Annotated in this window: 24 protein-coding genes; 16 read left to right on the forward strand and 8 right to left on the reverse strand. The window is 74.2% G+C overall.

All coding sequences use genetic code 11. The features are described 5' to 3' along the window. The first annotated feature begins 16 nt into the window (after positions 1-16). Positions 17-1,840, forward strand: a complete 1,824-nt coding sequence (locus BLU42_RS08930; protein ID WP_197680684.1) for an ABC transporter ATP-binding protein — start codon at positions 17-19, stop codon at positions 1,838-1,840. Between the two features lie 9 nt (positions 1,841-1,849). Beyond that, on the forward strand, positions 1,850-2,512 hold the full coding sequence (locus tag BLU42_RS08935; RefSeq protein WP_231918519.1) for a TetR/AcrR family transcriptional regulator: 663 nt from the start codon (positions 1,850-1,852) through the stop codon (positions 2,510-2,512). A 147-nt stretch (positions 2,513-2,659) separates the two neighbouring features. On the opposite strand, the gene BLU42_RS08940 is transcribed toward BLU42_RS08935, so the two are convergent. The 3 genes from BLU42_RS08940 to BLU42_RS08950 form a co-directional block, all read right to left on the reverse strand. After that, on the reverse strand, positions 2,660-3,523 hold the full coding sequence (locus tag BLU42_RS08940) for an ATP-binding cassette domain-containing protein (RefSeq protein ID WP_231918520.1): 864 nt from the start codon (positions 3,521-3,523) through the stop codon (positions 2,660-2,662). Beyond that, positions 3,520-4,554 (reverse strand): ABC transporter permease, encoded by a 1,035-nt coding sequence (locus BLU42_RS08945; protein ID WP_197680685.1) that lies wholly within the window; start codon positions 4,552-4,554, stop codon positions 3,520-3,522. Before BLU42_RS08945 ends, BLU42_RS08940 begins: the two co-directional genes overlap by 4 nt. 120 nt (positions 4,555-4,674) lie before the next feature. Beyond that, the gene (locus BLU42_RS08950; protein ID WP_091074141.1) at positions 4,675-5,796 is read right to left on the reverse strand and encodes a substrate-binding domain-containing protein; all 1,122 of its coding nucleotides are present in this window, start codon (positions 5,794-5,796) and stop codon (positions 4,675-4,677) included. A gap of 144 nt (positions 5,797-5,940) precedes the next feature. Here BLU42_RS08950 and BLU42_RS08955 point away from each other — a divergent pair, with 144 nt between their 5' ends. Further along, positions 5,941-6,978 (forward strand): LacI family DNA-binding transcriptional regulator, encoded by a 1,038-nt coding sequence (locus BLU42_RS08955; RefSeq protein ID WP_197680686.1) that lies wholly within the window; start codon positions 5,941-5,943, stop codon positions 6,976-6,978. 23 nt (positions 6,979-7,001) lie between these two features. Here the strand turns inward: BLU42_RS08955 and BLU42_RS08960 are convergent, their stop codons facing one another. Further along, positions 7,002-7,244 (reverse strand): hypothetical protein, encoded by a 243-nt coding sequence (locus BLU42_RS08960; RefSeq protein WP_157719899.1) that lies wholly within the window; start codon positions 7,242-7,244, stop codon positions 7,002-7,004. 47 nt (positions 7,245-7,291) lie between these two features. On the opposite strand from BLU42_RS08960, the gene BLU42_RS08965 reads away from it, so the two are divergent. Further along, the gene (locus BLU42_RS08965) at positions 7,292-7,819 is read left to right on the forward strand and encodes a hypothetical protein (protein WP_091074144.1); all 528 of its coding nucleotides are present in this window, start codon (positions 7,292-7,294) and stop codon (positions 7,817-7,819) included. 19 nt (positions 7,820-7,838) lie between these two features. Here BLU42_RS08965 and BLU42_RS08970 read toward each other — a convergent pair whose 3' ends face one another. Continuing rightward, positions 7,839-8,618 carry an SDR family NAD(P)-dependent oxidoreductase gene (locus BLU42_RS08970; protein ID WP_197680687.1) on the reverse strand — a complete coding sequence of 260 codons (780 nt, stop codon included), beginning with the start codon at positions 8,616-8,618 and terminating at the stop codon, positions 7,839-7,841. A gap of 131 nt (positions 8,619-8,749) precedes the next feature. Here BLU42_RS08970 and BLU42_RS08975 point away from each other — a divergent pair, with 131 nt between their 5' ends. The 10 genes from BLU42_RS08975 to BLU42_RS09020 are packed head-to-tail and all read left to right on the forward strand — an operon-like array spanning position 8,750 to position 19,789. Next, positions 8,750-9,994 (forward strand): toxic anion resistance protein, encoded by a 1,245-nt coding sequence (locus BLU42_RS08975; protein WP_091074145.1) that lies wholly within the window; start codon positions 8,750-8,752, stop codon positions 9,992-9,994. A gap of 25 nt (positions 9,995-10,019) precedes the next feature. Beyond that, positions 10,020-10,526 carry a hypothetical protein gene (locus BLU42_RS08980; RefSeq protein ID WP_091074146.1) on the forward strand — a complete coding sequence of 169 codons (507 nt, stop codon included), beginning with the start codon at positions 10,020-10,022 and terminating at the stop codon, positions 10,524-10,526. Continuing rightward, complete coding sequence (locus BLU42_RS08985) at positions 10,523-11,671, forward strand: AAA family ATPase (protein WP_231918521.1); 1,149 nt, start codon at positions 10,523-10,525, stop codon at positions 11,669-11,671. The genes BLU42_RS08980 and BLU42_RS08985 overlap by 4 nt, the downstream gene beginning before the upstream one ends. Next, on the forward strand, positions 11,668-12,981 hold the full coding sequence (locus BLU42_RS08990) for a hypothetical protein (protein ID WP_091074147.1): 1,314 nt from the start codon (positions 11,668-11,670) through the stop codon (positions 12,979-12,981). Before BLU42_RS08985 ends, BLU42_RS08990 begins: the two co-directional genes overlap by 4 nt. Continuing rightward, positions 12,978-13,955 (forward strand): glutamate ABC transporter substrate-binding protein, encoded by a 978-nt coding sequence (locus tag BLU42_RS08995; protein WP_231918522.1) that lies wholly within the window; start codon positions 12,978-12,980, stop codon positions 13,953-13,955. Before BLU42_RS08990 ends, BLU42_RS08995 begins: the two co-directional genes overlap by 4 nt. Continuing rightward, the gene (locus BLU42_RS09000; protein WP_091074148.1) at positions 13,952-15,106 is read left to right on the forward strand and encodes a hypothetical protein; all 1,155 of its coding nucleotides are present in this window, start codon (positions 13,952-13,954) and stop codon (positions 15,104-15,106) included. Before BLU42_RS08995 ends, BLU42_RS09000 begins: the two co-directional genes overlap by 4 nt. Then, on the forward strand, positions 15,103-17,523 hold the full coding sequence (locus tag BLU42_RS09005) for a serine/threonine-protein kinase (protein WP_091074149.1): 2,421 nt from the start codon (positions 15,103-15,105) through the stop codon (positions 17,521-17,523). Before BLU42_RS09000 ends, BLU42_RS09005 begins: the two co-directional genes overlap by 4 nt. Continuing rightward, a complete protein-coding gene (locus BLU42_RS09010) occupies positions 17,520-18,677 on the forward strand; it encodes a protein phosphatase 2C domain-containing protein (protein ID WP_091074150.1) in 1,158 nt (385 codons plus the stop codon). The genes BLU42_RS09005 and BLU42_RS09010 overlap by 4 nt, the downstream gene beginning before the upstream one ends. A gap of 29 nt (positions 18,678-18,706) precedes the next feature. Further along, positions 18,707-18,994: a DUF1330 domain-containing protein gene (locus tag BLU42_RS09015; RefSeq protein ID WP_091074151.1), complete on the forward strand. Its 288-nt coding sequence runs from the start codon at positions 18,707-18,709 to the stop codon at positions 18,992-18,994. A gap of 6 nt (positions 18,995-19,000) precedes the next feature. Next, entirely contained in the window at positions 19,001-19,789 is a 789-nt protein-coding gene (locus BLU42_RS09020) for a CPCC family cysteine-rich protein (RefSeq protein ID WP_091074152.1), read from the forward strand. Positions 19,790-19,847: 58 nt separating this feature from the next. Here BLU42_RS09020 and BLU42_RS09025 read toward each other — a convergent pair whose 3' ends face one another. Together BLU42_RS09025 and BLU42_RS09030 are read right to left on the reverse strand one after the other, a co-directional pair. Further along, positions 19,848-20,111 (reverse strand): hypothetical protein, encoded by a 264-nt coding sequence (locus tag BLU42_RS09025; protein WP_091074153.1) that lies wholly within the window; start codon positions 20,109-20,111, stop codon positions 19,848-19,850. Positions 20,112-20,243: 132 nt separating this feature from the next. Next, positions 20,244-23,339 (reverse strand): endo-1,4-beta-xylanase, encoded by a 3,096-nt coding sequence (locus BLU42_RS09030; protein ID WP_091074154.1) that lies wholly within the window; start codon positions 23,337-23,339, stop codon positions 20,244-20,246. Positions 23,340-23,464: 125 nt separating this feature from the next. Here BLU42_RS09030 and BLU42_RS09035 point away from each other — a divergent pair, with 125 nt between their 5' ends. Together BLU42_RS09035 and BLU42_RS09040 are read left to right on the forward strand one after the other, a co-directional pair. After that, a complete protein-coding gene (locus BLU42_RS09035; RefSeq protein WP_091074155.1) occupies positions 23,465-24,325 on the forward strand; it encodes a phosphotransferase in 861 nt (286 codons plus the stop codon). A 159-nt stretch (positions 24,326-24,484) separates the two neighbouring features. Then, entirely contained in the window at positions 24,485-25,099 is a 615-nt protein-coding gene (locus BLU42_RS09040) for a hypothetical protein (protein ID WP_091074156.1), read from the forward strand. 27 nt (positions 25,100-25,126) lie between these two features. On the opposite strand, the gene BLU42_RS09045 is transcribed toward BLU42_RS09040, so the two are convergent. Next, entirely contained in the window at positions 25,127-25,543 is a 417-nt protein-coding gene (locus BLU42_RS09045; RefSeq protein WP_091079943.1) for an RbsD/FucU family protein, read from the reverse strand. Position 25,544: the final 1 nt, after the last annotated feature.

The raw sequence follows: 25,544 nt of genomic DNA on the forward strand, positions 1-25,544 counted from the left end.
GGCAAGGTAGCACCTCGTGACCTCCTCCGCAGCCCTGCGGCACGACGAGCCCGGCGCCGCCCGTCCGCTGCGGGACCTCTGGCGTCACCACCGGCGCTACCGGCCGCGGGTGGTGGCGGCCACCGCCGCCACCACGCTCAACACCGCCGCCGACGTCCTGCCCGAGCTGCTGCTCGGGGTCGCGGTCGACGTCGTCGTCCGCGGGTCGGACTCCTTCGCCGCCACGCTCTTCGGGGTCGAGGGCCGCTTCGAGCAGCTGCTCATCGTCGCCCTGGTCAACGTCGTGGTCTGGATGATCGAGTCGGCGACCGACTACGCCGCCTCGCTGCTGTGGCGCGGCCTCGCGCAGGCCGTCGAGCACGACCTGCGCGTGGAGACGTACGCGAACGTGCAGGAGCTCGACGTCTCCTGGCACGAGGGCTCCGCGCCCGGGCGCGTGCTGAGCGTGGTCAGCGACGACGTCAACCAGCTCGAGCGGTTCCTCGACACCGGCGCGCGCGTCATCCTGCACACCTTCTGGACGGTCGTCTTCGTGGGCGCGGTCTTCGCCGCGACGTCGTGGACGATGACGCTCCTCGCCTTCCTGCCCGTGCCGGTGATCGTCGTCGGCTCGATCGTCTTCCAGCGCCGCCTGGAGCCCCTCTACACCGCCGTCCGCGCCCGGGCGGGCGACGTCAGCGCCACCATCGCGACCAACCTGGGCGGCCTGACGACGATCAAGGCGTTCACCGCCGAGGCGCGCGAGGTCGAGCGGGTGCGCGAGGTCTCCGACGGCTACCGCGACGCCAACCTGCGGGCCATCCGCTACTCCTCCGCCTTCGTCCCGCTGATCCGGATGGCGATCCTCGCGGGCTTCACCTCGACCCTGCTGCTCGGCGGCTGGCTGGTGATCAACGGCCGGCTCGAGGTCGGCCTCTACACCGTCCTCGTCTTCATGACCCAGCGGCTGCTGTGGCCGCTGACCGACCTCGGCGAGACCCTCGACCTCTACCAGCGCGCCATGGCCTCGACCCGGCGGATCTTCGCCCTGCTGCGCGAGCGCGGCGACCAGCAGCCGGGCACCGGCGTCCTCGCCCCGCCCGTACGCGGCTCCGTCGAGCTGCGGGGGGTCCGCTTCGGCTACGCCGACGGCCCCGACGTGCTGCGCGGCCTCGACCTGGTCGTCCCCGCCGGCCAGACGCACGCGGTCGTCGGCAGCACGGGTGCGGGCAAGTCGAGCCTGCTTCGCCTGGTGCTGCGGTTCAGCGACCCGCGCGAGGGCCAGGTCCTGCTCGACGGGACCGACGTGCGCGAGCTCGGCTGGGACGCGCTGCGCGGCGCCATCGGCTACGTCAGCCAGGACGTCTTCCTCTTCCACGGCACCGTGCGCGACAACCTCGCGTACGGGCGGGTCGACGCGACCGACGAGCAGGTGCAGGAGGCGGCACGGCAGGCCGAGGCGCACGCCTTCATCACCGCGCTCCCGCAGGGCTACGACACCGTGGTCGGCGAGCGCGGGCAGACGCTCTCCGGCGGCCAGCGCCAGCGGATCGCGCTGGCCCGGGCGATCCTGCGCGACCCGGCGCTGCTCGTCCTCGACGAGGCGACCTCGGCGGTCGACACCGAGACCGAGGCGGCGATCCAGCGCTCGCTGGCCGCGGTCACCGCCTCCCGCACGGCGCTCGTCGTGGCGCACCGCCTCTCCACCGTGCGCGACGCCGACCGCATCTGGGTGCTGGCCGACGGTCGCGTCGCCGAGGCGGGCTCGCACGACGAGCTCGTCGAGGCCGGCGGGATCTACGCGGGCCTGTGGGCCGTGCAGACCGGCGAGGCGGCCGAGATGGGTGCGGGCGCTCGGTAGTGTGACCCGGTGCCGAGCACCGCCCCGACCAACGGCAGCCCCGCCGAGGACGTGGCGGTCCGCTCGGCCCGGCTCCCCCGGGACCAGCGGCGGGCCCAGCTGCTCGACGCGGCCAACGAAATTTTCACCACCCGCGGCTACCACGCCGCCGCGATGGACGACATCGCCGCTGCGGCCGGCATCAGCAAGCCCGTGCTCTACCAGCACTTCGACTCCAAGCTCGGCCTCTACCTCGCGCTGCTCGACCAGGCCTGCGACGCGCTCGTCGAGGTGGTGCGCGACGGGCTCGACTCGACCGACCACAACGCCGACCGCGTGGTGGCCGCGATGGGGGCCTTCTTCGACTTCGTGTCCTCGACGAGCGGGGAGTTCCGGTTCGTCTTCGAGTCCGACCTGACCGGCGACGGCGGGGTCCAGGAACGGCTCTGGCAGGTCAACAACGACGTCGCCGACCTCATCGCGGCGGTGATCGCCGAGGACACCCGGCTGCCGCCCGAGCACTCCAAGCTGCTGGCCATCTCGATGGTCGGCCTCGCCCAGGTCGGCGCCCGCTACTGGGTCTCCGACCGCAGCGCCGCCATCGGTCTCGAGCAGGCCAAGGCGCTCGTCAGCACCCTCGCCTGGCGCGGCATCAGCGGCTTCCCCCTCCACGAGCCGCGCGAGCGCGGCTGAGCGGCCCCTCGTCACCGCGAGAGGTAGGTTGCCGCGCTATTTCGGGCCACGAATGCGCGGCAACCTACCGCGCGGCGGACCGTCCGGACGCAGGACGGCCCGCGCACGCCGGGAGGCGTACGCGGGCCGTGGGCCTGCTGCTTGGGCTCAGCCCTTCTGCAGCGTCGTCGCGCCGGTCATGATGGCGACGGCCTCGGTGGGCGTGTGCGACTTGGGCGTGATGACGCCCGCGCAGCCGCCCAGGCGGGCGATGTGGATGCGGTCGGCCACCTCGAACACGTTGGGCATGTTGTGGCTGATCAGGATGACCGGCAGACCCTTCTCGCGGATCTGCTGGATCAGGTTCAGCACCTGACCGGTCTCCTTGACGCCCAGCGCGGCGGTCGGCTCGTCGAGGACGACGAACTTGGTCGCGAACGTCGCCGCCCGCGCCACCGCCACGGCCTGGCGCTGGCCGCCCGAGAGGGTCTCCACCGCCTGGCCCATGTTCTGCACGGTCGCGATGCCCAGGTTGGCCATCGACCGGCCGGCGTCGGCCTTCATGCCGCTCTTGTCGAGCATCCGGAAGACCGAGCCGAGCGGGCCCGAGCGCCGGCGCTCGCGGCCGAGGAACATGTTGGCCGCGATGTCCAGGGCCGGCGCGACGGCCAGCGTCTGGTAGACGGTCTCGATGCCCGCCGCACGGGCGTCCTGCGGGGTCTTGAAGCTGACCTCGCGCCCGTCCAGGTAGAGCTGGCCGGAGTCGGGCGTGAGCGCGCCGGTCGCCGCCTTGATCAGCGTCGACTTGCCGGCCCCGTTGTCGCCGATGATCGCGAGGATCTCGCCCGGGTAGAGGTCGAGGTCGACGCCGTCGAGGCCGATGACCTTGCCGAAGGTCTTGATCAGCTTGCGGGCCGAGAGGACCGTCTGGCTGGGGTCGGCGACGCCCTCCTGCACGGCGTCGAGGTCGACGCCGTTGACGGTGCCGTAACGGGCCTCGTTCTGCGGGTCCACGCTCATGCTGCTGCTCATGCCTTGACCTTCCGGATCCACTGGTCGATGCCGACGGCCACGATGACCAGGACGCCGGTGGCGAACACGCGCCACTGGTCGTCGACGCCGGCGAGGCTCAGGCCCAGCCGGAACGCGTACACGATCAGGGCGCCGATGATGGTGCCGATCACCGCACCACGACCGCCGAAGAGGCTCGTGCCGCCGATGACGACGGCGGTGATGCTCTCCAGGTTGGCGTCGGTGAGGGCGTTCGGGCTCGCGCTGCCCGCACGGCCGATCTGCAGCCAGGCGGTGATGCCGTAGAGCAGGCCGGCCACGGTGTAGACGCTGAGCAGGACCCGGTTCACCCGGATGCCGACGAGTCGCGCGGCCTCGATGTCGTTGCCGACCGCGTACACGTGGCGGCCCCACTTGGTCTGGCTGAGCGCGAAGCCGACGACGATCGCCATCAGCGCCACGATCACGACGCCGGTGGTGATGCGGAAGCGGCCGAACTGCAGCACGGTGCCGGCCCAGTTGACCGAGTCCGGCAGGGCGGTGGACTGGATGTTCGAGCCGCCGGAGTAGAGCAGGCCGGCTGCGAGGAAGACGCTCAGCGTCCCGAGCGTCACGATGAACGGTGGCAGGTTGATCCGGGTCACCAGGAAGCCGTTGAGCAGGCCTCCCAAGGTGCCGACGAGCACACCGATGAGGATCGCCAGCGGACCGGGGACGCCACCGCTCGAGGCGAGGCTGGCCATGATCAGCATCGAGAACACCGTGAGCGCGCCGACCGAGAGGTCGATGCCCGCGGTCAGGATGATCAGGGTCTGGCCGATGGCCAGCGCGGCGATGATCGCGACCTGCTGGAACAGGATCGACAGCGCCTGGGGCTGGAGGAAGCGCGGGTTGATCAGCGCGAAGACGATGATCGCGATGATCAGCACCGCGAGCGGGCTGAGGGCCGGCTGGGCGTGCAGCACGTGCTGGATGCGCTGGGCCGGCGACTGCCGGCGCATCGCGAACTGCTCGGCCGCCGACGCCGGGGCGGAGGTGGTGGTCGTGGACACGGGCTTCCTTGCCTCGAAGGTGCAGCAGACGTGGAGTGGTGCCGCAGGTCTAGCAGAACCGCGTCACCGGGGGGAAGGGCCGGTCCTGCTCGCGCAGGACCGGCTCCGCTCCTTTGAGAATCAGCCCCAGCAGATCTTCGAGGCCTCGTCGGAGGTGATGCTCTGCAGCCCGTCGACCGGGTTGTCGGTCACCAGGGCCACGCCGCTGTCGAGGAAGGTCAGGCCCGGCGTCACCGCCGGCTTCTCGCCACCGTTGGCGATCTTCTTGATCGCGTCCACGCCGAGCTGGGCCATCTTGACCGGGTACTGCTGGGAGGTCGCGCCGATGACGCCCGACTTCACGCTCGAGATGCCCGGGGAGCAGCCACCGTCGACCGAGACGATCGTGGCCTTCACGCCCGCCGCGTCGAGCGCCTCGGCCGCACCCGCCGCGGCCGGCTCGTTCAGGGTGTAGACGAGGTTGATGTCCTTCGTCTTCGACAGGCAGGTCTCCATGGCCGACTTGCCCTGGTCCTGCGCGCCGAGGGTGGGCTCGTTGCAGGCGATCGTGTAGCTGCCACCCTTGCCGCCGGTGTAGGTGCCGGACTTGTCCTCGTCACCGTTCTTCTTGGGGTCCTTGACGTCGATCCCCATGCCGGTCAGGAAGCCCTGGTCCCGGTTGTAGTCGACCGAGACGACCTTGTCGTTGTAGAGGTCGAGCAGCGCGATGTTGGCCTGCTTGCCGTCCTGCTTGGCGGCGGCCCACTTGCCGATCTCCTCACCCGCGGTGAAGTTGTTCGTCGCGATGGTGAGGTCGACGACGTCAGCGGGGTCCGGCGGGGTGTCGAGGGCGATCACGTAGAGGCCCTGCTTGCGCGCCTGCTCGATGGCGGAGTTCACGCCGGGGCCGTTCGGGGTGATCAGGATGCCCTGGTCGCCGCGGGCCACGGCGGCCTCGATGGCCTTGACCTGGCCGTCCTCGTCGCCGTCCTCGGCGCCGGCGGCGTACGTGAGCTTGACGTTCTGCTTGGCGGCCTCGTCCTCGGCGCCCTTCTTCATGGCGAGGAAGAAGGGGTTGGTGGAGGTCTTGGTGATCAGCGCGACGGCGGTCTCGCCGCCACCGCCGCCGTTGCCCGAGTCGGAGCCGGGGGCGGCGGAGTCGCCGCCACCGCAGGCGCTGAGGGCGAGCGATGCCGCTGCGGCCAGGACGACGCCGGCGGCGAGCCGGCCGCGTCCGCGGAACGGGTGGGTCGAGTTCTTCATGGACGTGACTCCTTCATTGGAATGACGCACCGCAGGTCGCTTGACAACGGTGTCAGGCATATTTCTAAAATACTCTCAGGCCGGTGTCAACTCCGGCCCGGTAACGATTCGTCCGGCAGACCGGGCGAGCACGAGGAGGTGGACGTGACCGACGCCCTGACTGGCCGCCACAACCGCGGCCGCGCGACGATCCGCGACGTCGCCGCCCTGGCCGGCGTCGGGATCAAGACCGTGTCCCGGGTCATCAACCACGAGGCGAACGTATCCGCTGCCACCCGGGAGAAGGTGGAGCAGGCGGTCGTGGCGCTGAACTTCACGCCCAACCAGGGTGCCGGCGCGCTGCGCCGCGGCGACCGCAAGACGCTCACCCTCGGGCTGCTGCTCGACGCCGTGGACAACCCGTTCTCCGCGGCGATCCACCGGGCGGTCGAGGCCGTGGCGTGGGAGCGCGGCACGGCGGTCTTCGGCGCGAGCTTCGGCGACGACCCGGGCCGCGAGCGCGCGCTGGTCGAGGCCTTCACCCGCCGCCGCGTGGACGGGCTGGTGCTGACGACCATCGCCGACGACCACACCTACCTGCAGACCGAGCTCGAGCAGGGCGTGCCGGTGGTCTTCGTCGACCGTCCCCCGCGCGGCATCGATGCCGACACCGTCCTCACCGACAACCGGCACGCGTCGGGCACGGCCGTGGCCCACCTCGTGCAGCACGGTCACCGCCGCATCGCCTTCCTCAGCGACGACCTCGAGGTGTCCACCGCCCGCGAGCGGCACCTCGGCTACCTCGACGCCCTGCGCGACGCGGACGCCGAGGAGGGACCCGTGCGCCCGGGCCTGCGCTCCGTCGAGGCCGCGTACGAGGCCGTGCGCGAGCTGATGGCCGCTCCCGAGCGGCCGACCGCGCTCTTCACCAGCCAGAACCTGGTGAGCATCGGCGGCATCCGTGCCCTCCACGACCTCGGCCTGCAGCACGAGGTCGCGGTGGTCGGCTTCGACGACGTCTTCCTGGCCGACATGCTCGAACCGGCCCTGACCGTGGTCGCGCAGGACCCGTCGGAGATGGGCCGGGCCGCGGCGGGACGGGTCTTCGCCCGCCTCGACGGCGACGACTCCCCCGCGGCCACCACGGTCGTGCCGGCGCGGCTGGTCGTCCGCGGTTCGGGAGAGATCCGCCCGCCCGCCTGAGGGCGGGCGCGGCGCCACGCGGACTACGCCTCGTCCGTGACCGTCGCGATCGGCTCCTCCACCGGGCCCCAGGCCGTGACCAGCGCGTAGAGCACGAGCGGGCGGTCGGGGCGGTCGCCCTCCTCGACCACCTTCGCCGCGGCCGCCTCGTCGTCCCAGACGTGGCCGCCGTCGAGCAGGTGGCTGCGCAGCTGCTTGTCGGGGGTGTACTCGGCGATCACCCAGCCGGCGGGCTTCGGACGTTCGGGACGTTCCGCGAGATCCATCTGCGCAGGCTAGCCAGGCGGGGCACCCGTGGCGAGAGGATGCCGGGGTGACGTCGCCGCCTCCTCCGCCGGACCGCATCGACGGAACCGTCACCGCGGGCCTCGAGGACACCGCGCACCTCGCCCGGCTGGTCGAGACCGGCTTCGCCCGCGCCGCGGCGCACCGGGAGAACCCGGCGCTGACCCGGGCGACCTGCGGCCTCGCCGCGGCCGCCTTCTGGCCGCTGCTCCCGGCGGCGGTGACGCTCCAGCTCGGGCTGGTCCTGCGGCCCGGCACCCGCTACTACCTCAGCGCGGACCGCCAGGCGGTGCTCGCGGTCGGCGTACGGCGGAACGCGTGGCACGTGCACGCGCACGTGTCCGCACGCCCGGGCTCGGGGCAGGGCCGGGCCCTGCGCGCGCTCGTCGGTCCCGCCCTCGCCGCTGCCGCCGACGCCTCGGGCACCCGCATCGAGGTGGTCGCGATCAGCAGGGCGATGGCCGACCGCTACGGCACCGAGTTCCCGGGCCTGGTCGACGTCGGACCGGGGTTCCCGCAGGGACGCCGGCTGCGCCGGGAGCCGCGTACGCCCTGAGGAGGTGGGCCCGCCGCGCTCAGCTCAGGAGCCGTCGCAGCGAACCCCCGGTGAGGAGCCCGCCGTCGACCGGCAGGGCGTGCCCGGTCACCCAGGCCGCGTCCTCGCCGGCGAGGAAGGCCACGGCCGCCGCGACGTCCTCGGGCCGGCCGACGCGGTCGAGCGGGTACAGCGGGCGCATCGCCGAGGCACCGCCCGGCTGGTCGTCCCACACCCGGGTCTCGACGGTCGCCGGCAGCACCGCGTTGACCCGGACGCGCGGCGCGAGCTCGACCGCGAGGTTGCCCACGAGCGAGACCAGCCCGGCCTTCGCCGCGGAGTAGGGCTCGCTGCCGAGGGCGAGCAGGGCGTTCACCGAGCCGACCGCCACGACGGCCGGGCCGTGCTCGCTGGCGCGCAGCAGCGGGACCGAGGCCCTGACGGTCCGGACGAAGCCCATGAGGTTGAGCTCGATCAGGCCGGTCCAGATCTCGTCGGTGGTGTCGACGAAGGACGGGTGAGGGCGGTCGCCGCCCGCCACGTGCACCAGGACGTCCAGCCCCTCGAGCGGGGCGACCAGGTCGTCGACCGCGGAACCGTCGGTGACGTCGACGTGCGCGGCCCGGTGGCCGTCGCCGTCCAGACCGGCCACGACGTCGCGCGCCGCCGGCCCAGCCACGTCCCACCGGTCGGCCACGACCACCACTGCGCCCTCGCCGGAGAGGCGCCGGGCGACCGCGAGGCCGATGCCGGTGCCACCGCCCACGACCAGCACCCGGCGTCCGACGAACCGCGACCCGGCCCGCCACTGGTGCTCCACGGGCTCGATCGTGGCACCAGGAGCCCACCGGACGCACCCGGCCCGCGTGACCGGGTGTACGGGTAGATTTCGACGTCACCCGTCCGGCGCGTCCGGAGGGGCACGACCCGATCAGCGAGAGGAAGCGCCGCATGACCGAGCCGGGAGGCCAGGGGGCCGCTGCGCCCGCACCGCTGGCCCCGCCCACGGGGGCCACGGGCTCGCTGACCCTCACCGCGCCGGAGCCGGTCAGCCCCGTCGTGGAGACGCAGGCGCCGGCGATGGCCCCGCAGGTCGACGCCCGGCAGCTGCCCGCGCTGGACGACCGCGTCGAGGGCTACCTGACCGCGCTGCTCAAGAACCAGACGCGCTCGCCGGAGTTCGCCCGCCAGGCCGACAACGTGCGGACCATGGGCGACGCCGACATCCGCAAGGCCGCCGAGACCTCGAACCGCCTGCTGCAGACGCCGGTCAAGGCGCTCCAGGAGGGCGGGCTCTCGCAGGGCTCGAAGGTGGGCAGGACGCTGCTCGAGCTCCGCCGCACGGTCGAGGACCTCGACCCGAGCCAGGCGACCGGGCCGCGCAAGTTCCTCGGCATGATCCCCTTCGGTGACAAGGTCGCCGACTACTTCCGCAAGTACCAGGGCGCGCAGAGCCACCTCGACGCCATCCTGCACAGCCTGCGCAACGGTCAGGACGAGCTCACCCGCGACAACGTGGCGCTCAACCTCGAGAAGCAGAACCTCTGGACCGTCATGGGCCGGCTGAACGCCTACATCTACGTCGCCGAGCAGCTCGACGGGCGGCTGGAGGAGAAGATCGCCGAGCTCGAGGGCGTCGACCCCGAGCGGGCCAAGGCGCTCAGCCAGGACGTGCTCTTCTACGTCCGCCAGAAGCACCAGGACCTGCTCACCCAGCTCGCGGTCTCGATCCAGAACTACCTCGCGATCGACGTGATCATCAAGAACAACATCGAGCTGATCAAGGGCGTCGACCGTGCGTCGACGACGACGGTCTCGGCCCTGCGCACCGCGGTGATCGTGGCCCAGGCGCTCAACAACCAGAAGCTGGTGCTCGACCAGATCACGGCGCTCAACTCGACGACGTCGGACATCATCCAGCGCACCTCCGAGCTGCTCCGCGACAACTCCGCCTCGATCCAGAAGCAGGCGGCCTCGGCGACGGTGGGGCTGCCGCAGCTGCAGGCGGCGTTCGCGAACATCTACCAGACCATGGACTCGATCGACGCGTTCAAGGCCGAGGCGCTGACCTCCATGCAGGCCACGATCGGCGTGCTCGAGTCCGAGGTCACCAAGTCGCGCACCTACCTCGAGCGCGTGCAGCGCGGCGACGCCGACCTGGCCTCCGGCGCCCTCGAGCTCGGCCCCGATGCCTGAGCGGACAAGGGCACCGGAGGGTTCGATGGGCCTCAGCAGCTGGTGGGCGCGCCTGACCGGCTCGGCCCGCGGACCCGTCGCGGACGAGAGCGTCGTGCTCGACACGGTGCCGACCGAGGCCGACCTGCTGGCGGCCCTCGAAGCGAGCGAGGCGGCGGTCGCCGGCGGCCAGGTCCCGGCTCCCGTGGCCTCGCGGGTCCGCCGCATCACCCGGACGGTGCGTGAGACGCTCCCCCGCGTCCGCAACCTCGGCCTGGGCAGCGCGGAGGCGTACGCGCTCACCGCCACGGCGACCACCTACCTGCCCGAGGCCCTGGAGGCGTACACGCGGCTGCCTCGGCAGTGGGCCGACTCGCGACCGGTGGACGGCGGCCGCACGTCGCTCATGCTCCTCATCGACACCCTCGACCTGCTGGCCAGCTCGATGGAGACGATCTTCGACGCCGCCGTCCGCGTCGACGCGAACGCGCTCGTGGTGCAGGGGCGCTTCCTCCAGGAGAAGTTCGGCCGCTCCAGCGTGGAGCTGCCGTGAGCGGCGGCTCCCAGGGCCCGGACGCCGCCGGCCTGCGGGCGGCGATGGAGTCCGCGCTGGCCCGCATCGCCGCGCTCCGCGAGGCCTCCGACGAGATCCGCACGCCGTCCCCGGCCGGGCTGAACCCGCTCGACGGGCTGTTCGGGGACGCGGCGGGCCCGGTCAGGTTCCCCGGCATCGGAGCGGGTGCAGGTTCGCTGCCCGACGCACCCTCACCGCCGGCCACCCCGGCCACCCCGGCCACGACCCCTGAGCCTGTCGAAGGGCAGCAGCAGGAACCCGAGCCGCCGGCGCAGCCGACGAAGACCGTCGCCGAGCTCCTGGCCGAGCTCGACGCGCTCACAGGCCTGGCCGAGGTCAAGGGCGAGATCCACCGTCAGGTCGCGGTGCTCCGCGTGGAGAAGATGCGGACCGAGGCCGGGCTGCGGTCGGCGACGATCACCCGCCACCTCGTGTTCGTCGGCAACCCGGGCACGGGCAAGACCACCGTCGCGCGCCTCGTCGGCGGGATCTACGCCGCGATGGGGCTGCTCAGCCGGGGCCAGCTGGTCGAGGTCGACCGGTCCGAGCTGGTCGCGGGCTACCTCGGCCAGACCGCGCTCAAGACGGCCGAGGTGGTGGCGTCGGCCGCCGGTGGCGTGCTGTTCATCGACGAGGCGTACAGCCTGTCGGGCGACCAGTACGGGCGCGAGGCCGTCGACACCCTGGTCAAGGAGATGGAGGACCGCCGCGACGACCTCGTGGTGATCGTCGCCGGCTACCCCGACCCGATGGCCGAGTTCGTCGCGCAGAACCCCGGGCTGGCGAGCCGGTTCCGCACGGTCCTCGACTTCGCCGACTACTCCGACGACGAGCTGGTCGAGATCCTCGCCTCGATGGCCGCCGCCTCCGACTACGACCTCCTCGAGGGCACGACCGAGCGCTTCCGGGCGCTGCTCGCCGACGAGCCGCGCGGGCCGACGTTCGGCAACGCGCGCCACGCCCGCAACGTGCTCGAGGCGGCCATCGGGCACCAGGCCTGGCGGCTGCGCGACGTCGACGAACCCACCCTCGCCCAGCTGCGCGAGATCACTCCGGACGACCTCTCGGTGGGTGATGCTGGTCCCCCGCCCACCGACGTCCCGAGCGAGGAGCCAGCCGGGTGAGCCAGACCTCCGCGACCGCACCGCCGCTGGTCGCGCCCCGACCGGCACCGGCCGCCGCCCCGGCCCCGGCACCTCCCGTGGCGCTCGGCGCGGTGCCCCCGGAGGTCGCCGCGCCGACGTCGGGCACACCCCAGCGGCTGCGCCGGCTCCGGGCGGTCGTCGTCACCAGCGGGGTCGCCCTGGCCGTGCTCGGGACGCTCGCCATGGCCCTGCTCACCCTCACGCTCCGTCAGGCCGCCGCCGACGTCGAGCAGCTCGTGCGCGTGCAGACCATCGAGACCGACCTCCTGGTCGCCGACGCCAACGCCACCAACACCTTCCTCGTCGGCGGGCTCGAGTCGCCGGAGCGGCGGGCCGCGTACGACGCCGCGCTCGCCGACGTCGCCGACCTCGTCGCCCGCTCGGCCCAGGCGCAGCCCGCCGACGCCGCGGCGCTGTCGGCCCTCAACGCGCAGGTGCTCGACTACGCCGGGCTGGTCGAGGCGGCGCGGGCCAACAACCGCCAGGGCCTGCCGGTCGGGGCGCAGTACCTGCGCGAGGCCAGCAACGGGCTGCGCGCCGACGCCCTGCCCGTGGCCGACGCGCTCGTCGAGGCGAACATCTCCCGGGCGAACGCCTCGCTCACCACCGGCTGGGGCTGGGTCCTGCCGGTGCTGGCGCTCGGGGCGACCGTCGCCTTCGTCGTCGTGCAGGTGCGCGTCGCGCGGCAGTTCCGTCGACGGGTCAACCCCGGGCTGCTCACCGGCTCGCTCGTGCTGCTCCTGCTGACCGTGGTCTCCTTCTCGGCCCTCGCCGTGCTCGCCGCCCAGGTCGCCTCGGCGCGGAGCGACTTCGACGACGTGCGCGACGTCGGGACCGCCCGGGTGCAGGCCAACCTGGCCAAGTCCTCGGAGAGCCTCACGCTGGTCGCCCGCGGCTCCGGCCAGGCGTACGAGGACTCCTGGCAGTCGTCGAGCGAGGTGGTCCTCGACCGCCTCGGCGGCATCCGCGACGCCTCGTCCTTCACCACGCGGTGGCGCGACTACGCCGACGTGCACGCCCAGGTCCGCGACCTCGACGACGGCGGCCGCTGGGACGAGGCCGTCGCGCTGGCGACCGGCTCCGACGCGGGCACCTCGAACGCCGCCTTCGCCCCCTTCGACGCCTCCGTCGCCTCCTACGCCACCAGCACCGGCGAGGTGGCGGTCGCCGGACTGCGCGACCGCGTCCCCGGCCTGGTCCTCGGGTGCGTGCTGACCCTGCTGGCCGGCTTCGGGGCCGCCTGGGCCGGCAGCCGCGGCATCGCGGCCCGGCTGCGGGAGTACCGGTGAGCGCGCCCCGCCGCACCGGCCTGCGGCGCGGTCTGGGGGCCACCGCGACGCTGGCGGTGATGTCGCTCCTGGGCGCCTGCGCCGTCCTCGGCACCGACGAGACGCCGGTGCCGGCCCCGGCGGCGAGCGCCAGCCCGACGGCCGCCGCCCCCGGGACCCCGGCGACCTGCGACGACGCGACCACCTCGTACGACCCGTCGACGTCCGACCTGCGCGCCGGCTCGACGGTCGCGCGCATCAAGAAGCGCGGCCGGCTGGTCGCGGGGGTGTCCGCCGACAGCTACCTGCTCGGCGCGCGCGACCCGCTGAGCGGGCGCATCCAGGGCTTCGACATCGACTTCGTCCGGGCGATGGCGGAGGAGGTCCTCGGCGACGCCGACCGCTACCAGCTCGTGGTGATCACCGCCGCGCAGCGCATCCCGGCCCTGGAGTCGGGCCAGGTCGACCTCGTCGCGCGGAACATGACCATGACCTGCGACCGCTGGGAGCAGATCGCCTTCTCCTCGGAATACTACCGCGCCGGGCAGAAGGTCCTCGTCCGGCTGGGCTCGAGGGCGACCTCGCTCGCCGACCTCGCCGGGCAGCGGGTCTGCGCCCCGAACGGCACCTCGAGCATGGACAACCTCGTGCGCCTGGAGCCGGACGCGATCGCGGTCGGCTCCGACAGCCACACCGGCTGCCTCGTGCTCTTCCAGCAGGGCCAGGTCGACGCGATCACCGGCGACGACACCGTGCTCGCCGGCCTGGCCGCGCAGGACCCGTACGCGGTCGTGCCGGAGCAGGAGGCCTTCACCGCCGAGCCGTACGGGCTGGGCATGAACGCCGACGCGGTCGACCTCGTCCGCGTCGTGAACGCCCGGCTGGCCGAGATGCGGGCCGACGGGGAGTGGACGAAGATCTACGACCGGTGGTTCTCCGGCCCGCTCGGGCCCGCGCCGCAGCCGCCGAAGGCCGTCTACGGACGGCGCCCGTGAGGCCGGCGTCCGGGGCTCCGTCCGTCCCCGTCCCGGCGGGTCCGCCGGCGCCGCCGGCACCCGGTCGGCTGGGCGAGCCGCTCGCTCCGGAGGAGGCGCTGGCCTACCTCCAGGCGCTGGGCGGCTGGCTGGCCCGGCGGCGGGCCGAGCTCGACGCGCTCGACCGCGAGGTCCTCGCCTCCCGCGACCCGGCCCGCCTGACCGGGGACGTGACGCTGGCGATGACGCTCTGGCAGGCGGTCGCCGACCGTGAGGCGCAGCTGCGCGTGCTCTGGGACTCGGGCCGGGTGGGCCGCGACGAGCGCGAGCGGATGGCCGCGCTGGTCTGGGGCAGGCGGAGCGCGGGCCCGACGTCGGCGTCGGGCAGCCCCCTCGCGCTCTCGGTGCCCGAGGCGTGCCGGCTGCTCGACGCCGTGGTCGGCGAGCTGCGCGAGCGGCTCGGGCTCGACCCGTCGGGCGCCCAGACCAACGCCCGGGTGGCGGCGCTCCGCGCCCAGCTCGAGCGGCTGCGCGACCAGGCCGCCCTCGAGCCGGTCGGTTCGGCCCGTCGACGGGCCGACGAGCAGGTCCACGCGCTCGCCCACCGGGTGGCCGACGCGGCGGCCAAGGCCGAGCGCGGCGGTGACGTCGGCGGGGTCCTCGGGCCCCTCGAGATCGAGGCCGCGACGCTCGAGCGCGACCTGATCGTGGGTGGCGCCCGCCGGCGCGAGGCCGGTGCCCTCGTGGCCCGGGTGCGGGCCGAGCGCGACCGGCTCGAGCAGCGCGAGACCGCCCTTCGTGCGCTCGCCGAACGCTGCGTCGCGACCGTCGCCGAGGCACCGCGCTACGCCGTCCCCGACGTCGACGCGCTCGGTCCCCTGCCGAACACCGCGCCGGCGCTCGCCGCGTACGAGGACCGGCTCGGCCTCGTCGCGCGGGCGCTCGACTTCGCCGAGGAGGCCTACGCCCGGGCGCTGCGCGAGCACGACCACCGCGTGGCCCGGCTGGACGCGCTCCACGTGCGCGCGGAGGCGACCGGGCACGCCGGGCAGCCCGACGTGGCCCGGGCGTACGCCATGGCCCGCGAGGCGCTGGACGCCCGGCCGTCCCGGGCGGCCCTCGCCGAGCAGCTCGTCACGCTCTACGCCACCTACCTGGAGACCGCCCGATGAGCGTCACCACCGTCGGCCCGCCCTGCGCGCAGCCCGGCTGCAGCGGCACCGTCGTCGACGGCTGGTGCGACGTCTGCGGCAGCCCCGCGCCGGCCGCGGCGTCCCCGTCCGCGTTCGCATCGACCGCGGTCGGACCGACCGGGCGCTGCGCCCAGCCGGGCTGCGGCGGCACGGTCGTCGACGGCTGGTGCGACGTCTGCGGCTCCCCCGCGGCCGCCCCGCCGGGCCAGCCCGCCGCGCAGGCGAGCGCCGAGGAGGAGGTCGCCGCCGCCCAGGCGGCCCAGGAGTCCGGAGCGGTCTCGACCCGGACGCGCGGCTCCAGCCGGCTCGGCTCCACCGCGCTCGGCTCGTCCCGGCTCGCCGGCGCGTCCCGCGCGACGCGCCGCGCGGGCAGCGGCTCGCAGCGGCTGCGCGCCGTCCGGCTCGGCGCCGGGCTGACGAGGGTGCCGCCGGCCCCGGTCGTGGACGCCGCGCACGCCGTCCTGACCGACGCGTCGGTGCCGGAGTCCAAGCGCTTCTGCGCCCGCTGCGGCAAGCCCGTCGGCCGCGCCCGCCACGACCAGCCCGGACGGCCGGAGGGCTTCTGCTCCAGCTGCGGTGCGCCGTACTCGTTCACCCCCAAGCTGCGGGCCGGCGACCTCGTCGGCGGCCAGTACGAGGTGGCGGGCTGCCTCGCGCACGGCGGGCTCGGCTGGATCTACCTGGCCCGCGACAAGAACGTCTCCGACCGCTGGGTCGTGCTCAAGGGCCTGCTCAACTCCGGGGACCCCGACGCGCTGGCCGCGGCGATCGCCGAGCGGCAGTTCCTCGCGGCCGTCGAGCACCCGCTCATCGTCGAGATCTACAACTTCGTCACCCACGACGGCGCGGGCTACATCGTCATGGAGTACGTCGGCGGCGTCTCGCTCAAGCAGATCCTCAAGGAGCGGATGCGGGCCCACGGCGGCACGTTCGACCCGCTGCCCGTCGACCAGGCGCTCGCGTACGTGCTCGAGGTCCTGCCCGCCTTCACCTACCTCCACGACCTCGGCCTGCTCTACTGCGACTTCAAGCCCGACAACCTCATCCAGGTCGGCGACGCGGTCAAGCTGATCGACCTCGGCGGGGTGCGCCGGGCCGACGACGAGGACTCCGCCATCTACGGCACGGTCGGCTACCAGGCGCCCGAGGTGGCCCGCGTCGGCCCGAGCGTGGCGAGCGACATCTACACGATCGGTCGCACGCTCACCGTGCTGATGACCGAGTTCCGCGGCTACCAGACGACGTACGTCGACTCGCTGCCGCCGGCGGACACGACGCCGGTCTTCGCCGCCCACGACTCGCTGCACCGCCTGCTGCTCAAGGCGTGCGCGCCCGACCCCGCCGACCGCTTCTCGTCCGCCGACGAGCTGCGCGTCCAGCTGCTCGGCGTGCTGCGCGAGGTCGTCGCCGCGAAGGTGGCGGGGACCGCCGTGACGTCGGCGGCCTCGGTGCTCTTCGAGGCTCCGGCCATCACCGGCGGGCTGCTCGAGGCCACCGACCTGCCCGCCCTGCGCGTCGACACGACCGACCCGCAGCACGCCTGGCTGAGCTTGGTGAGCGCTGACGACCCCGCGGAGCGGCTCGCCGCCCTGCAGGCCGCCCCGGCGCTGAGCCCCGAGGTGCTGCTCGCGCAGGCCCGGGCCGCGCTGGAGCTGGGCCGGCCCGACCTGGTCGCCCAGGCCGTCGACACGATGCTGCGGGTCGACCCCTGGGAGTGGCGCGCGGTCTGGGTGAGCGGGCTGTCGGCGCTCGCCCAGGGCGACCTGCCCGCCGCTCAGGCCGCCTTCAACGCCGTCTACGGCCAGGTGCCCGGCGAGCTCGCCCCCAAGCTGGCGCTCGCGCTGGCCTGCGAGCGCGGCGGCGAGCCGGCCGTGGCCGAGGGGCTCTACACGACCTGCGCGAGCACGGACGCCAACTACGTCGCGGCCGGGGCCTTCGGCCTCGCCCGGCTGCGCTCGGCCCGTGGCGACGTCGCGGGGGCGGTGGCCGCGCTCGACCTGGTGCCGTCCACGAGCCGCGCGTTCTCCGACTCCCGCCGGCTGCGCGCCGTCGCGCTCGCCGGACCCGGTGCCGACCTGCCGCAGCTCTCGCAGGCCCTCGGCAGCCTCGAGGGCGTACGCCTCGACACGACGGAGCGGGGCCTGCTCATCGCGGGGATCCTCGAGCGCGCGTTGTCGCGGGTGGTGTCGGTCCCGGGCAGCGCCCCGGGGGCCGGGGCACCGGGTGGACCGGCGGCGGGCACGCTCACCGTCGGCCGCTACGCTGCCACCCCCGACACGCTGCGTGACGGGCTGGAGGCGACCTACCGCGAGCTGGCCCGCAACGAGGCCGACGACGCCCGGAGCCACGCGTGGGTCGACCGGGCCAACGCCGTACGAAGGTGGACCCTGCGATGACCGATGCTCCGCCCCTCGCCACGGCCACCGTGCGCAGCTGCCCCGGCTGCGGGGCGCCGGTGGAGCCCGAGCAGGCCTTCTGCGAGTCGTGCGGCTCGCCGCTGCTGGGCGACGGAGCCGGTGCGCTCCCTGCCGTCGGCACCGGGAGCGGCGTGACCGCGGTCGCCCAGGAGACGCCCGTCGAGCTCACCCGTCCCACGACCGCCGCCGGCCCTGAGGGGCCGGACGACCATGTCGCGGGCCCGGACGACCTCGTGCCCGCCTCGCGCTGCCTGTCCTGCGGCGGCGAGGTCGGCGAGGACAGCTACTGCACGGTCTGCGGGACCAAGGCCCCGATCCCCCGCGACCACTACGTCGAGCAGCCCGCGACCTGGGTCGCCGCCGTCTGCGACCGCGGCGTCAAGCACCACCGCAACGAGGACGCGACCGCGGTCGCCGCCGACCCCGACCCCGGCTCCCGCGCGGTGCTCGTCGTCTGCGACGGCGTCTCCAGCGCCCCCGACTCCGACGTCGCGGCGCTCGCCGCCGCCCGGCGGGCCCGCGACGTGCTCACCGAGGCGCGTCCCGTCGGCCTCCCCAACCCAGCCAGCCGCGCCGGTCTGATCGCCGACGCCTTCGAGGACGCGGTCGCCCAGGCCGACCAGGCCGTGCTCGCGACCACGCCGGTCGAGGGCCCGAGCGCCGCGGCGTGCACCTTCGCCGGGGCGGTCGTGGAGGGCGACCTCGTCGTCTTCGGCAACGTCGGCGACAGCCGCGTCTACTGGCTGCCGGACCCCGGCGGTTCCGGGCCAGGCTCGGAGCCGGCGGAGCTGAGCCTGGACGACTCGATGGCCCAGGCCCGCATCGCCATGGGCGTCGACCGCGAGACCGCGGAGAACGGGCCGCAGGCCCACGCGATCACGAAGTGGCTCGGCCGCGACAGCCCCGACGTCGTGCCGCGCACGGGCTCGGTCGTCCTCGGCCACCCCGGCTGGCTGCTGGTCTGCTCCGACGGGCTGTGGAACTACTGCTCGGAGGCCGGCCGCCTGGGTGAGCTGGTGGGTTCGCTGTCCACCGACGTCACCTCCCCGCTCGAGCTGGCCGAGGCGCTCGTGCGCTGGGCCAACGAGCAGGGCGGGCGCGACAACGTCTCGGTGGCGCTGGCCCGCCACTGAGCGCGGCGGTCGCCGGGCAGGATGGCGCCGTGACCGCCTACTGGATCAGCACGTACACCGAGATCTTCGACCAGGACAAGGTCGACGCGTACGCGCGCATCGCCAGGCCCGCGCTCGAGGAGATGGGCGGCACCTACGTGGCCCGCGGGATGCCCGAGCAGACCTACGAGGCCGGCCAGACGACCCGCACCGTGGTGATCGTCTTCGACTCCGTCGACGCCGCCCGGGCCGCGCACGACAGCGCCGGCTACCAGGAGGCGCTGAAGGCCCTCGACGGGGGCGCCACGCGGGACATGAGGATCATCCCGGCGCTCTGAGGCGCCGTGCCCCAGGACCGCCTGCCGTGCCCCTGCTGCGGGCACCGGACCTTGACCGCGCTGGACGAATACGAGCTGTGCCCTGTCTGCTTCTGGGAGGACGACCCGCGCCAGTCGAGCGACCCCTACCTCGTCAACGGCGCCAACGGGAAGTCCCTCGCCGAGAGCCGGCGGACGTACGCCAGGATCGGCGCGATGGACGAGATCTTCCTGGCGAAGGTCCGTCCAGTCCGTTCGCCGGAGGCCGGCGACGAGGCTGCGAGCTCTCAGGGTCGCCTCGTCCGTGACGAGCGCCGCACGTCGGCCGAGTTCCCTCGAACAGCCGTGGTCGCCTCCGCGATCACGGTGGGCGTGGTGGCCGCTGTGCCGGTCGCGCTGCCGGTCGTGCTGGGGCCTGCGTTCGCCCAGGCGCTCGTGGACGGTGCGAGCCTGGGGCAGGCCTGGGACGCGACCGCGCCGACGAGCGACGACTGGGAGGTGCTGCCCGCCTTCCTGGTGGGCGCGGTGTTCCTGAGCCTGCCGACCTCCCTGGCGTCCGCGGCCACGTGGCTCCTGATCAGGAGATCACGCACCTCGGCGCTGCTCGCCCACGCGGGTGCGGCGGTCGCCGCCGCCGGCGTCCCCCTGCTGCTGCTCGCCTTCGTGAACCGGAGCCTGGCGGTCTCGGTCGCGGTGCTTGCGGCTCTGGTCACCCTGGTCGCGGCGCCGCTGGTCGCACGGGCTCGTCGGCAGCCTGCGCGCACGGTCACCCGCACGTCACCGACTCCTGCGGAGCAGACGGGGGACCGGGGCTAGCTCGCCCCGAGCGCGACGCTCGCCAGGAGAACGGCTGCTGCGCGGGCAGGATGCAGGTTCACGCCGTCACGCTGGTCGTGCCGCTGCTGAAGTCGGCCAGCACGACCGCCGACCAGACGGCGACGCAGGTCCCGACGAGCACGAGGGCGATGCGGGCGGTCGGCGACCAGTGCCGGCACGACACACCCACGACGACGCCGAACAGCCCGGCGACCAGCGAGCCGACGGGCCAGGACAGCACGGTCAGCAGCGCTGCCACCGCCCAGGTCACGATCGCGGTGAGCCACCGCCTGGTCGGGCTGACCACGGCGGCGCGCGCCACCGGGCCTGGCGTGGCGCCCGTCATCGGCGGTGAGCAGCAGGGCGGAGGGACACGCGAGCAGTGTCCTACGGATCGAGGTCCCGTGAGGCCCTCCAGCCCCCTCCGCGCCGGTGGCTCGCGCGCGAGGGCCCGTCAGCCCGCCAGCACCTTCCGCACCGCGTCGTACGCGGGCGTCGGCTTCCCGCCGTCGAACAGCAGGTCGTGGCCCTGGTGCAGGTCGCCGTCGTCGTCGAGCCACCAGTCGTAGCGGTCGTCGACCCCCCACGTCGTGTACGAGACGCAGACCGTCGAGCGCAGGCACCCCTTGAGGACCGTGGCGAACTGTGACGCCTGCGCCTTCCGGCCCTCGGCGTCGGTGACGTCGTTCTCGGAGATCCGGGCGACCAGCCCGGCTCTCCCGACGTTCCTGAACGTCGTGGCGAGGTCGTCGGCGGAGATGGCGTCGGTGCCGCGGTCGTAGACGTGCGCCTGCAGGCCCACGCCGGCGATGTGGCCGCCCTGCGCGTTCGTGTCGCGGGCGAGGCGGAGCAGGGCGTCCTGGCGGGGACCGGGGACGTCGGCACCGTTCTCGTTGATGAACTGCCGCACGTCCGGGTCCGCGTCGTGCACGGCCTTCGAGACGACGGCCGGGTAGCCGGGCCCGAAGACGCGGTACCAGGTGTTCTCCTGCAGGCTCGTCCCCTGGTCGACGTCGAACGGTTCGTTGAGCACGTCGAGCGAGGCGAGCCGGCCCTGGAAGTGCGTCACCACGGTGGTCACGTAGTCGAGCAGGGCCGCGGCGCTGGCGCGGCGCTCCTCCTCGGTGCCGGAGGGCAGCTCCTGCATCCAGCGCGGCATCGCCTCGCTGAAGGCGATCGTGTGCCCGTGCACCGCGACGCCCTTGCTCCGCGCGAGGTCGAGGAGGGCGTCGGCCTCCTCGAAGGTGTACTCGCCCCGGCGCGGCGACAGCGCCTGCGGCTTCATGACGTTCTCCGGGGTGAGCGCGCCGAACCCACTCACGAAGGCGTCGGCGTAGTCCGCGTCCGCGGCGAGCGGACCCGGCGCCACCGCCGCCCCGACGAGAAAACCAGGACGCGCACGGGTGGCGAGGGCCTGCAGCCCGGCCGAGGACGGTTGCGCGCGGGCCGATGCGGGTCCGGCGGCGGCCAGGGTCGAGCCACCCGGCGCCGCGGCGGTGAAGGAGCCGACGGTGAACGAGCCCTCCTCGCTCGACAGCCCCAGCCAGAGCCGGCCGGATCCGAAGACGTCGCCGCGCGGGAGAGAGGCGACCGTCCGGCCGCCGCTGGCGATCTCGAGCCGGTCGCCGGAGCGCCGGACCGACAGCTCGGCCGCCGGGTCGGCGAGCCGCACGTGCTCCTCCTGCGTCGGGCGCGGGTCCCGGACGTCCTGCCGGGGCGAGCCGTCGAAGACCGAGACGCGCAGGTCGTCCCCGCGGAGTGTCAGCCGCACCCCGGCCGGCTCGATGCGGAACTCGTCGGCGACGACCGGCGGGCTGTCCTGGACGCTCAGGCTGGCGTCGGCGGTCACGTCCGCGAACGAGACGCTGACCGCGAAGTCCTCGGGCGCCACCAGGTGGGTGCCCAGGAGGACCGGCGGGTTCGGTCGGCCTCCCCCGCCGTCCTGCTCGACGATGCTCTTCCCGGTCGACCGCACCCGCAGGCGGGTGCCGTCCCCGACGACCCCGGGCACGTGCCGCCAGTCCTGCCGCAGCAGGTCGACGACGCTGCGGCGCGCGAGCAGCGGGTCGGCCGGGCTGCCGCCAAGCACCGCACCGAAGGCAGCATCGGCCGGGGTCGACGACCCGCTCCTTTCGAGCCCGAAGGTCCTCGCGCCTCTCGTCGTGAGGCCCGCGCCGGAGCCGTCGAGGGTCGTGACCGCACCGCTGCCGTTCTCGCCCGGCGCGCCGACGGTGAGGTCGAGGCGTCCGTCGGCGTCGTGGTCGAGCAGGGAGACCGTCGCGCCGAAGCGGTCCCTGGTCTCCGCCGAGCCCGGGACGCCCCTGGTGTCCTGGTCGTAGGCCTTGTTCCCGCTGGTGCGGTAGCCCTTCCGGCCGCCGAGGACGAGCGTCACCCGACCGGCGTCGCGCCGACCGCCGACCGCCTCCCCCGGAGCGCCGACGAGCAGGTCGGCGAAGCCGTCGCGATCCACGTCGCCCAGCGCCAGGGCCGCACCGAAGTCGTCGCCCGCGTGGTTGCTGCCGGGGACCCCCTTCGTCGACCGGGTCAGCACCGTCTCCTTCGCCCGCAGCCCGGCGCCGGTGCCCGAGAACGCGAGGGTCACGACGCGCCCGCCCTCCGTCGACCGAGCGCCAGGGGCGGGCACGAGGCCGACGACGACCTCGTCGCGCCCGAATCCCGAGACGTCGCCGACCGCGAGGGACGCCAGTCCCGGGTAGCCGCGCGATGACGGCACGGGTACGCAGCCGCCGCCCGCCGGGCACACGGTCACGGAACCCGCGTGGGCGTGCCCGTCGCCGGCCGCGAGCCCCCGCGAGGCCACGACCAGGTCGGAGCGGCGGTCGCCGTCGACGTCCCCGGTCGCGAGCGAGGAGCCGAAGAGCAGGTCCCGGTCGGTGCCGCTCCGCCTCCCGTGCAGGACGCTGGACCGCGCTGTCGAGAAGCCGGCGGGACCACCCTGCAGCACGGTGACCGAGCCGCTCGCGCCGTGGTCCTCGGCGGGGACCTCCACGGGGTCGGCGTACGGGGCTCCCACCGCGAGGTCGGCCCAGCCGTCGCCGTCGAGGTCCGCGGCCACGAGCGACGCCCCGAAGCCGTCCGGCCCGGCGTCGCCGGCCCGCCGCAGGACGGTCGACCGGGCCCCCGTCAGACCCTTCGACGAGCCGTGCAGCAGGGTGACGGTGCCCACCTCCCCCGTCGCGCCCACGGCGAGATCGGCGTAGCCGTCGTGGTCGAAGTCGGCGCTCGCCACCGCCGACGCGAAGTGGCCGTCGGCGACCGGCTCCCCGGCCACACCGGCACTGGCCTGGGTGATCGTCCAGCCGGCGGTCGACAGCCCCTTCGTCGACGCGGGCAGCACGACGAGCCCACCGGCGCCCTTCGCCGTCCCGACCTGCAGGCCCGGCGCACCCACCACCTGCTCGGGGTGGCCGTCGCCGTCCAGGTCGTACGGCGCGACCCGGCGGACCGGTGCGGCGACCGCGGAGCTGCTCAGCAGCAGGGGCGACACCAGCGCGAGGCCGAGCAGCGCGGCGGTGGTACGACGAGGCACGACGGGGCTCCCGGGATCGACGACTGTCCCGAGAGTCTGGACGAACCGTCCCCCCGCCGCAGCCGATCCCGCGCCCGGCCTCGACCAGGAGACGCTGGCCGGGCTCCCCGCCCTAGGTTGAGCGCGTGGAGGCGTCGGAGCTCGAGCGCGCGAAGGCGGCGGCCGTGTCGGCCGCGACCTCGCTCGGTCTCGACGTCGACGACGCGGTGGTCCTCTTCGCCTCGAACCGGCTGGCCCTGCGTCTCACCCCGGGTGACGTCCTCGCCAGGGTCTCGTCCGGCGGGCACGCGACGGCCCGGCTCGAGCTGGACCGGGCCCGGCGGCTCGCGGCCGCCGGCTGCCCGGTCGGCGTCCCGCACCCCCGGGTGCCCCCGCAGGTGCACGAGCGCGACGGCTTCGCGCTGACCTTCTGGACCTACCACGACCAGACGGGGCGCGACGTCCCGGCCGAGGACTACGCCGCAGCCCTGGCGCGGTTGCACGCAGGCCTCCGTTCAGTCGACCTGCCCGCGCCCCGCTTCACCGACCGGGTCGAGGAGGCCCGGCAGGTGGTGTCGGACCCGGACCTCTCGCCGGACCTCGCCGACGCGGACCGGGTGCTGCTCGTCGGTCGCCTCACCGACCTGCGCCGGAGGATCGACGGGCTCGGGACGGCGGAGCAGCTGGTCCACGGCGAGCCCCACCCCGGCAACGTGCTCGCCACCGAGCAGGGGCCGGTCCTCATCGACCTCGAGACCCTCTGCCTCGGTCCCGTCGAGCTGGACCTGGCGCACGCGCCGGAGTCCGTGTGCGCGCACTACCCCGGGCTCGATCCGGAGCTGCTGACCGCCTGCCGGCAGCTCGTGATGGCCGTCATCGCCGCCTGGCGGTGGCGGGTGGACGACGACTTCCCGGACCGCGAGCACTGGAGGCACGCGCTCCTGGCTGCCCTGCGCGAGGGGTCGGGCTGGCCGGTCGGACCGGTCGATCCGACCGGCTTCCGTTGAGCCTTCAATCTTTTGATGCTCTTGAGGTAACGGTGCCGTTCGGCTTGAGGAGCGGTAGAGGTGGCCTCGGCAGAGTTCTTCTCACCGGCCCACGAGAGGCCGGGGAGCAGGGCGGGGGCCGGCTCGAAGACCACGCACCGAGTCCGTCAGGAGCCCCCGATGTCCGCCACCACGTCCCGCCGCCCGTCGCGCAGGCTCGCCGCGACCGTGTCCCTGGTCGCGGCGCCGGCCGCGCTGGCCCTCTCCGGTCTGGTCGTGGCGCAGTCGTCCTACTCGGCCTACTCGGCGACGACGGCCGACCCGAGCAGCAACTGGGCGACCGGCACGGTGGCGCTCACCGACGACGACGCGAACGCGGCCGCCTTCACCGCGACCAACCTCAAGCCGGGCTCCACCGGCTCCCGCTGCATCGTCGTGACGAGCAACGGCACGCTGCCCTCCGCCGTGCGCATGTACGGCCGCAACGGCACCGGCACGACCATGCTCGGGGCCTCCATGAACCTCACGGTCACGCAGGGCACCGGGGGCTCCTTCGGCTCCTGCGACGGCTTCGTCCCGCTGAGCAGCGGCGCGGAGGTCTTCAACGGCAGCTTCATGGACTTCGGCATGAACCACACCGGCTTCAACAGCGGCGTCGGGAGCTGGAACCCCACCGGCGCCCGCGCCGAGTCGCGGACGTACAAGATCAGCTACGCCATCTCGAGCGGCGTCGGGAACGACACCCAGGGCGGCACCGCCGCCGGCGAGCTGGTCTTCGAGGCCCAGAACAGCTGAGCACCGGCACCGCCCCGGGCGCTCCCGTCAGGCCCCGACGACACCCAGGGTCAGCAGCACGTTGGAGAAGACGCGCTGCTCCCCCGTCGCCACGAGCAGGGCGAGGTCGTCGGAGCGGCTGGCCGCGTAGAACGCCTGCCGGTCGAGCTCGGTCAGCTCCAGGCCCGGCAGCAGCCGGCGGAAGCCCGCGAAGATCTCCGGCTCCGGCCCGTCGCCGGGCACCATCACCGCCGCGGACTCCACGACGACCGCGCTCACCAGCGCCTCGAGCACGTCCTCCGCCCCGACGAGCCCGGGGCGGAGGTTCAGGTAGACGACCGTCGCGTTCGGCCCGACGACCGTGCGGAAGGGGTAGTTGGCGTCGGCGACGAGCACCGTCGAGCCGTGGCCCGCCGAGGCGAGCGCGGACAGGATCTCGGGGTGCACGAGCGTGTGGCTGATCATC

It is taken from the genome of Microlunatus sagamiharensis (assembly GCF_900105785.1).
GTDB lineage: Bacteria > Actinomycetota > Actinomycetes > Propionibacteriales > Propionibacteriaceae > Microlunatus > Microlunatus sagamiharensis.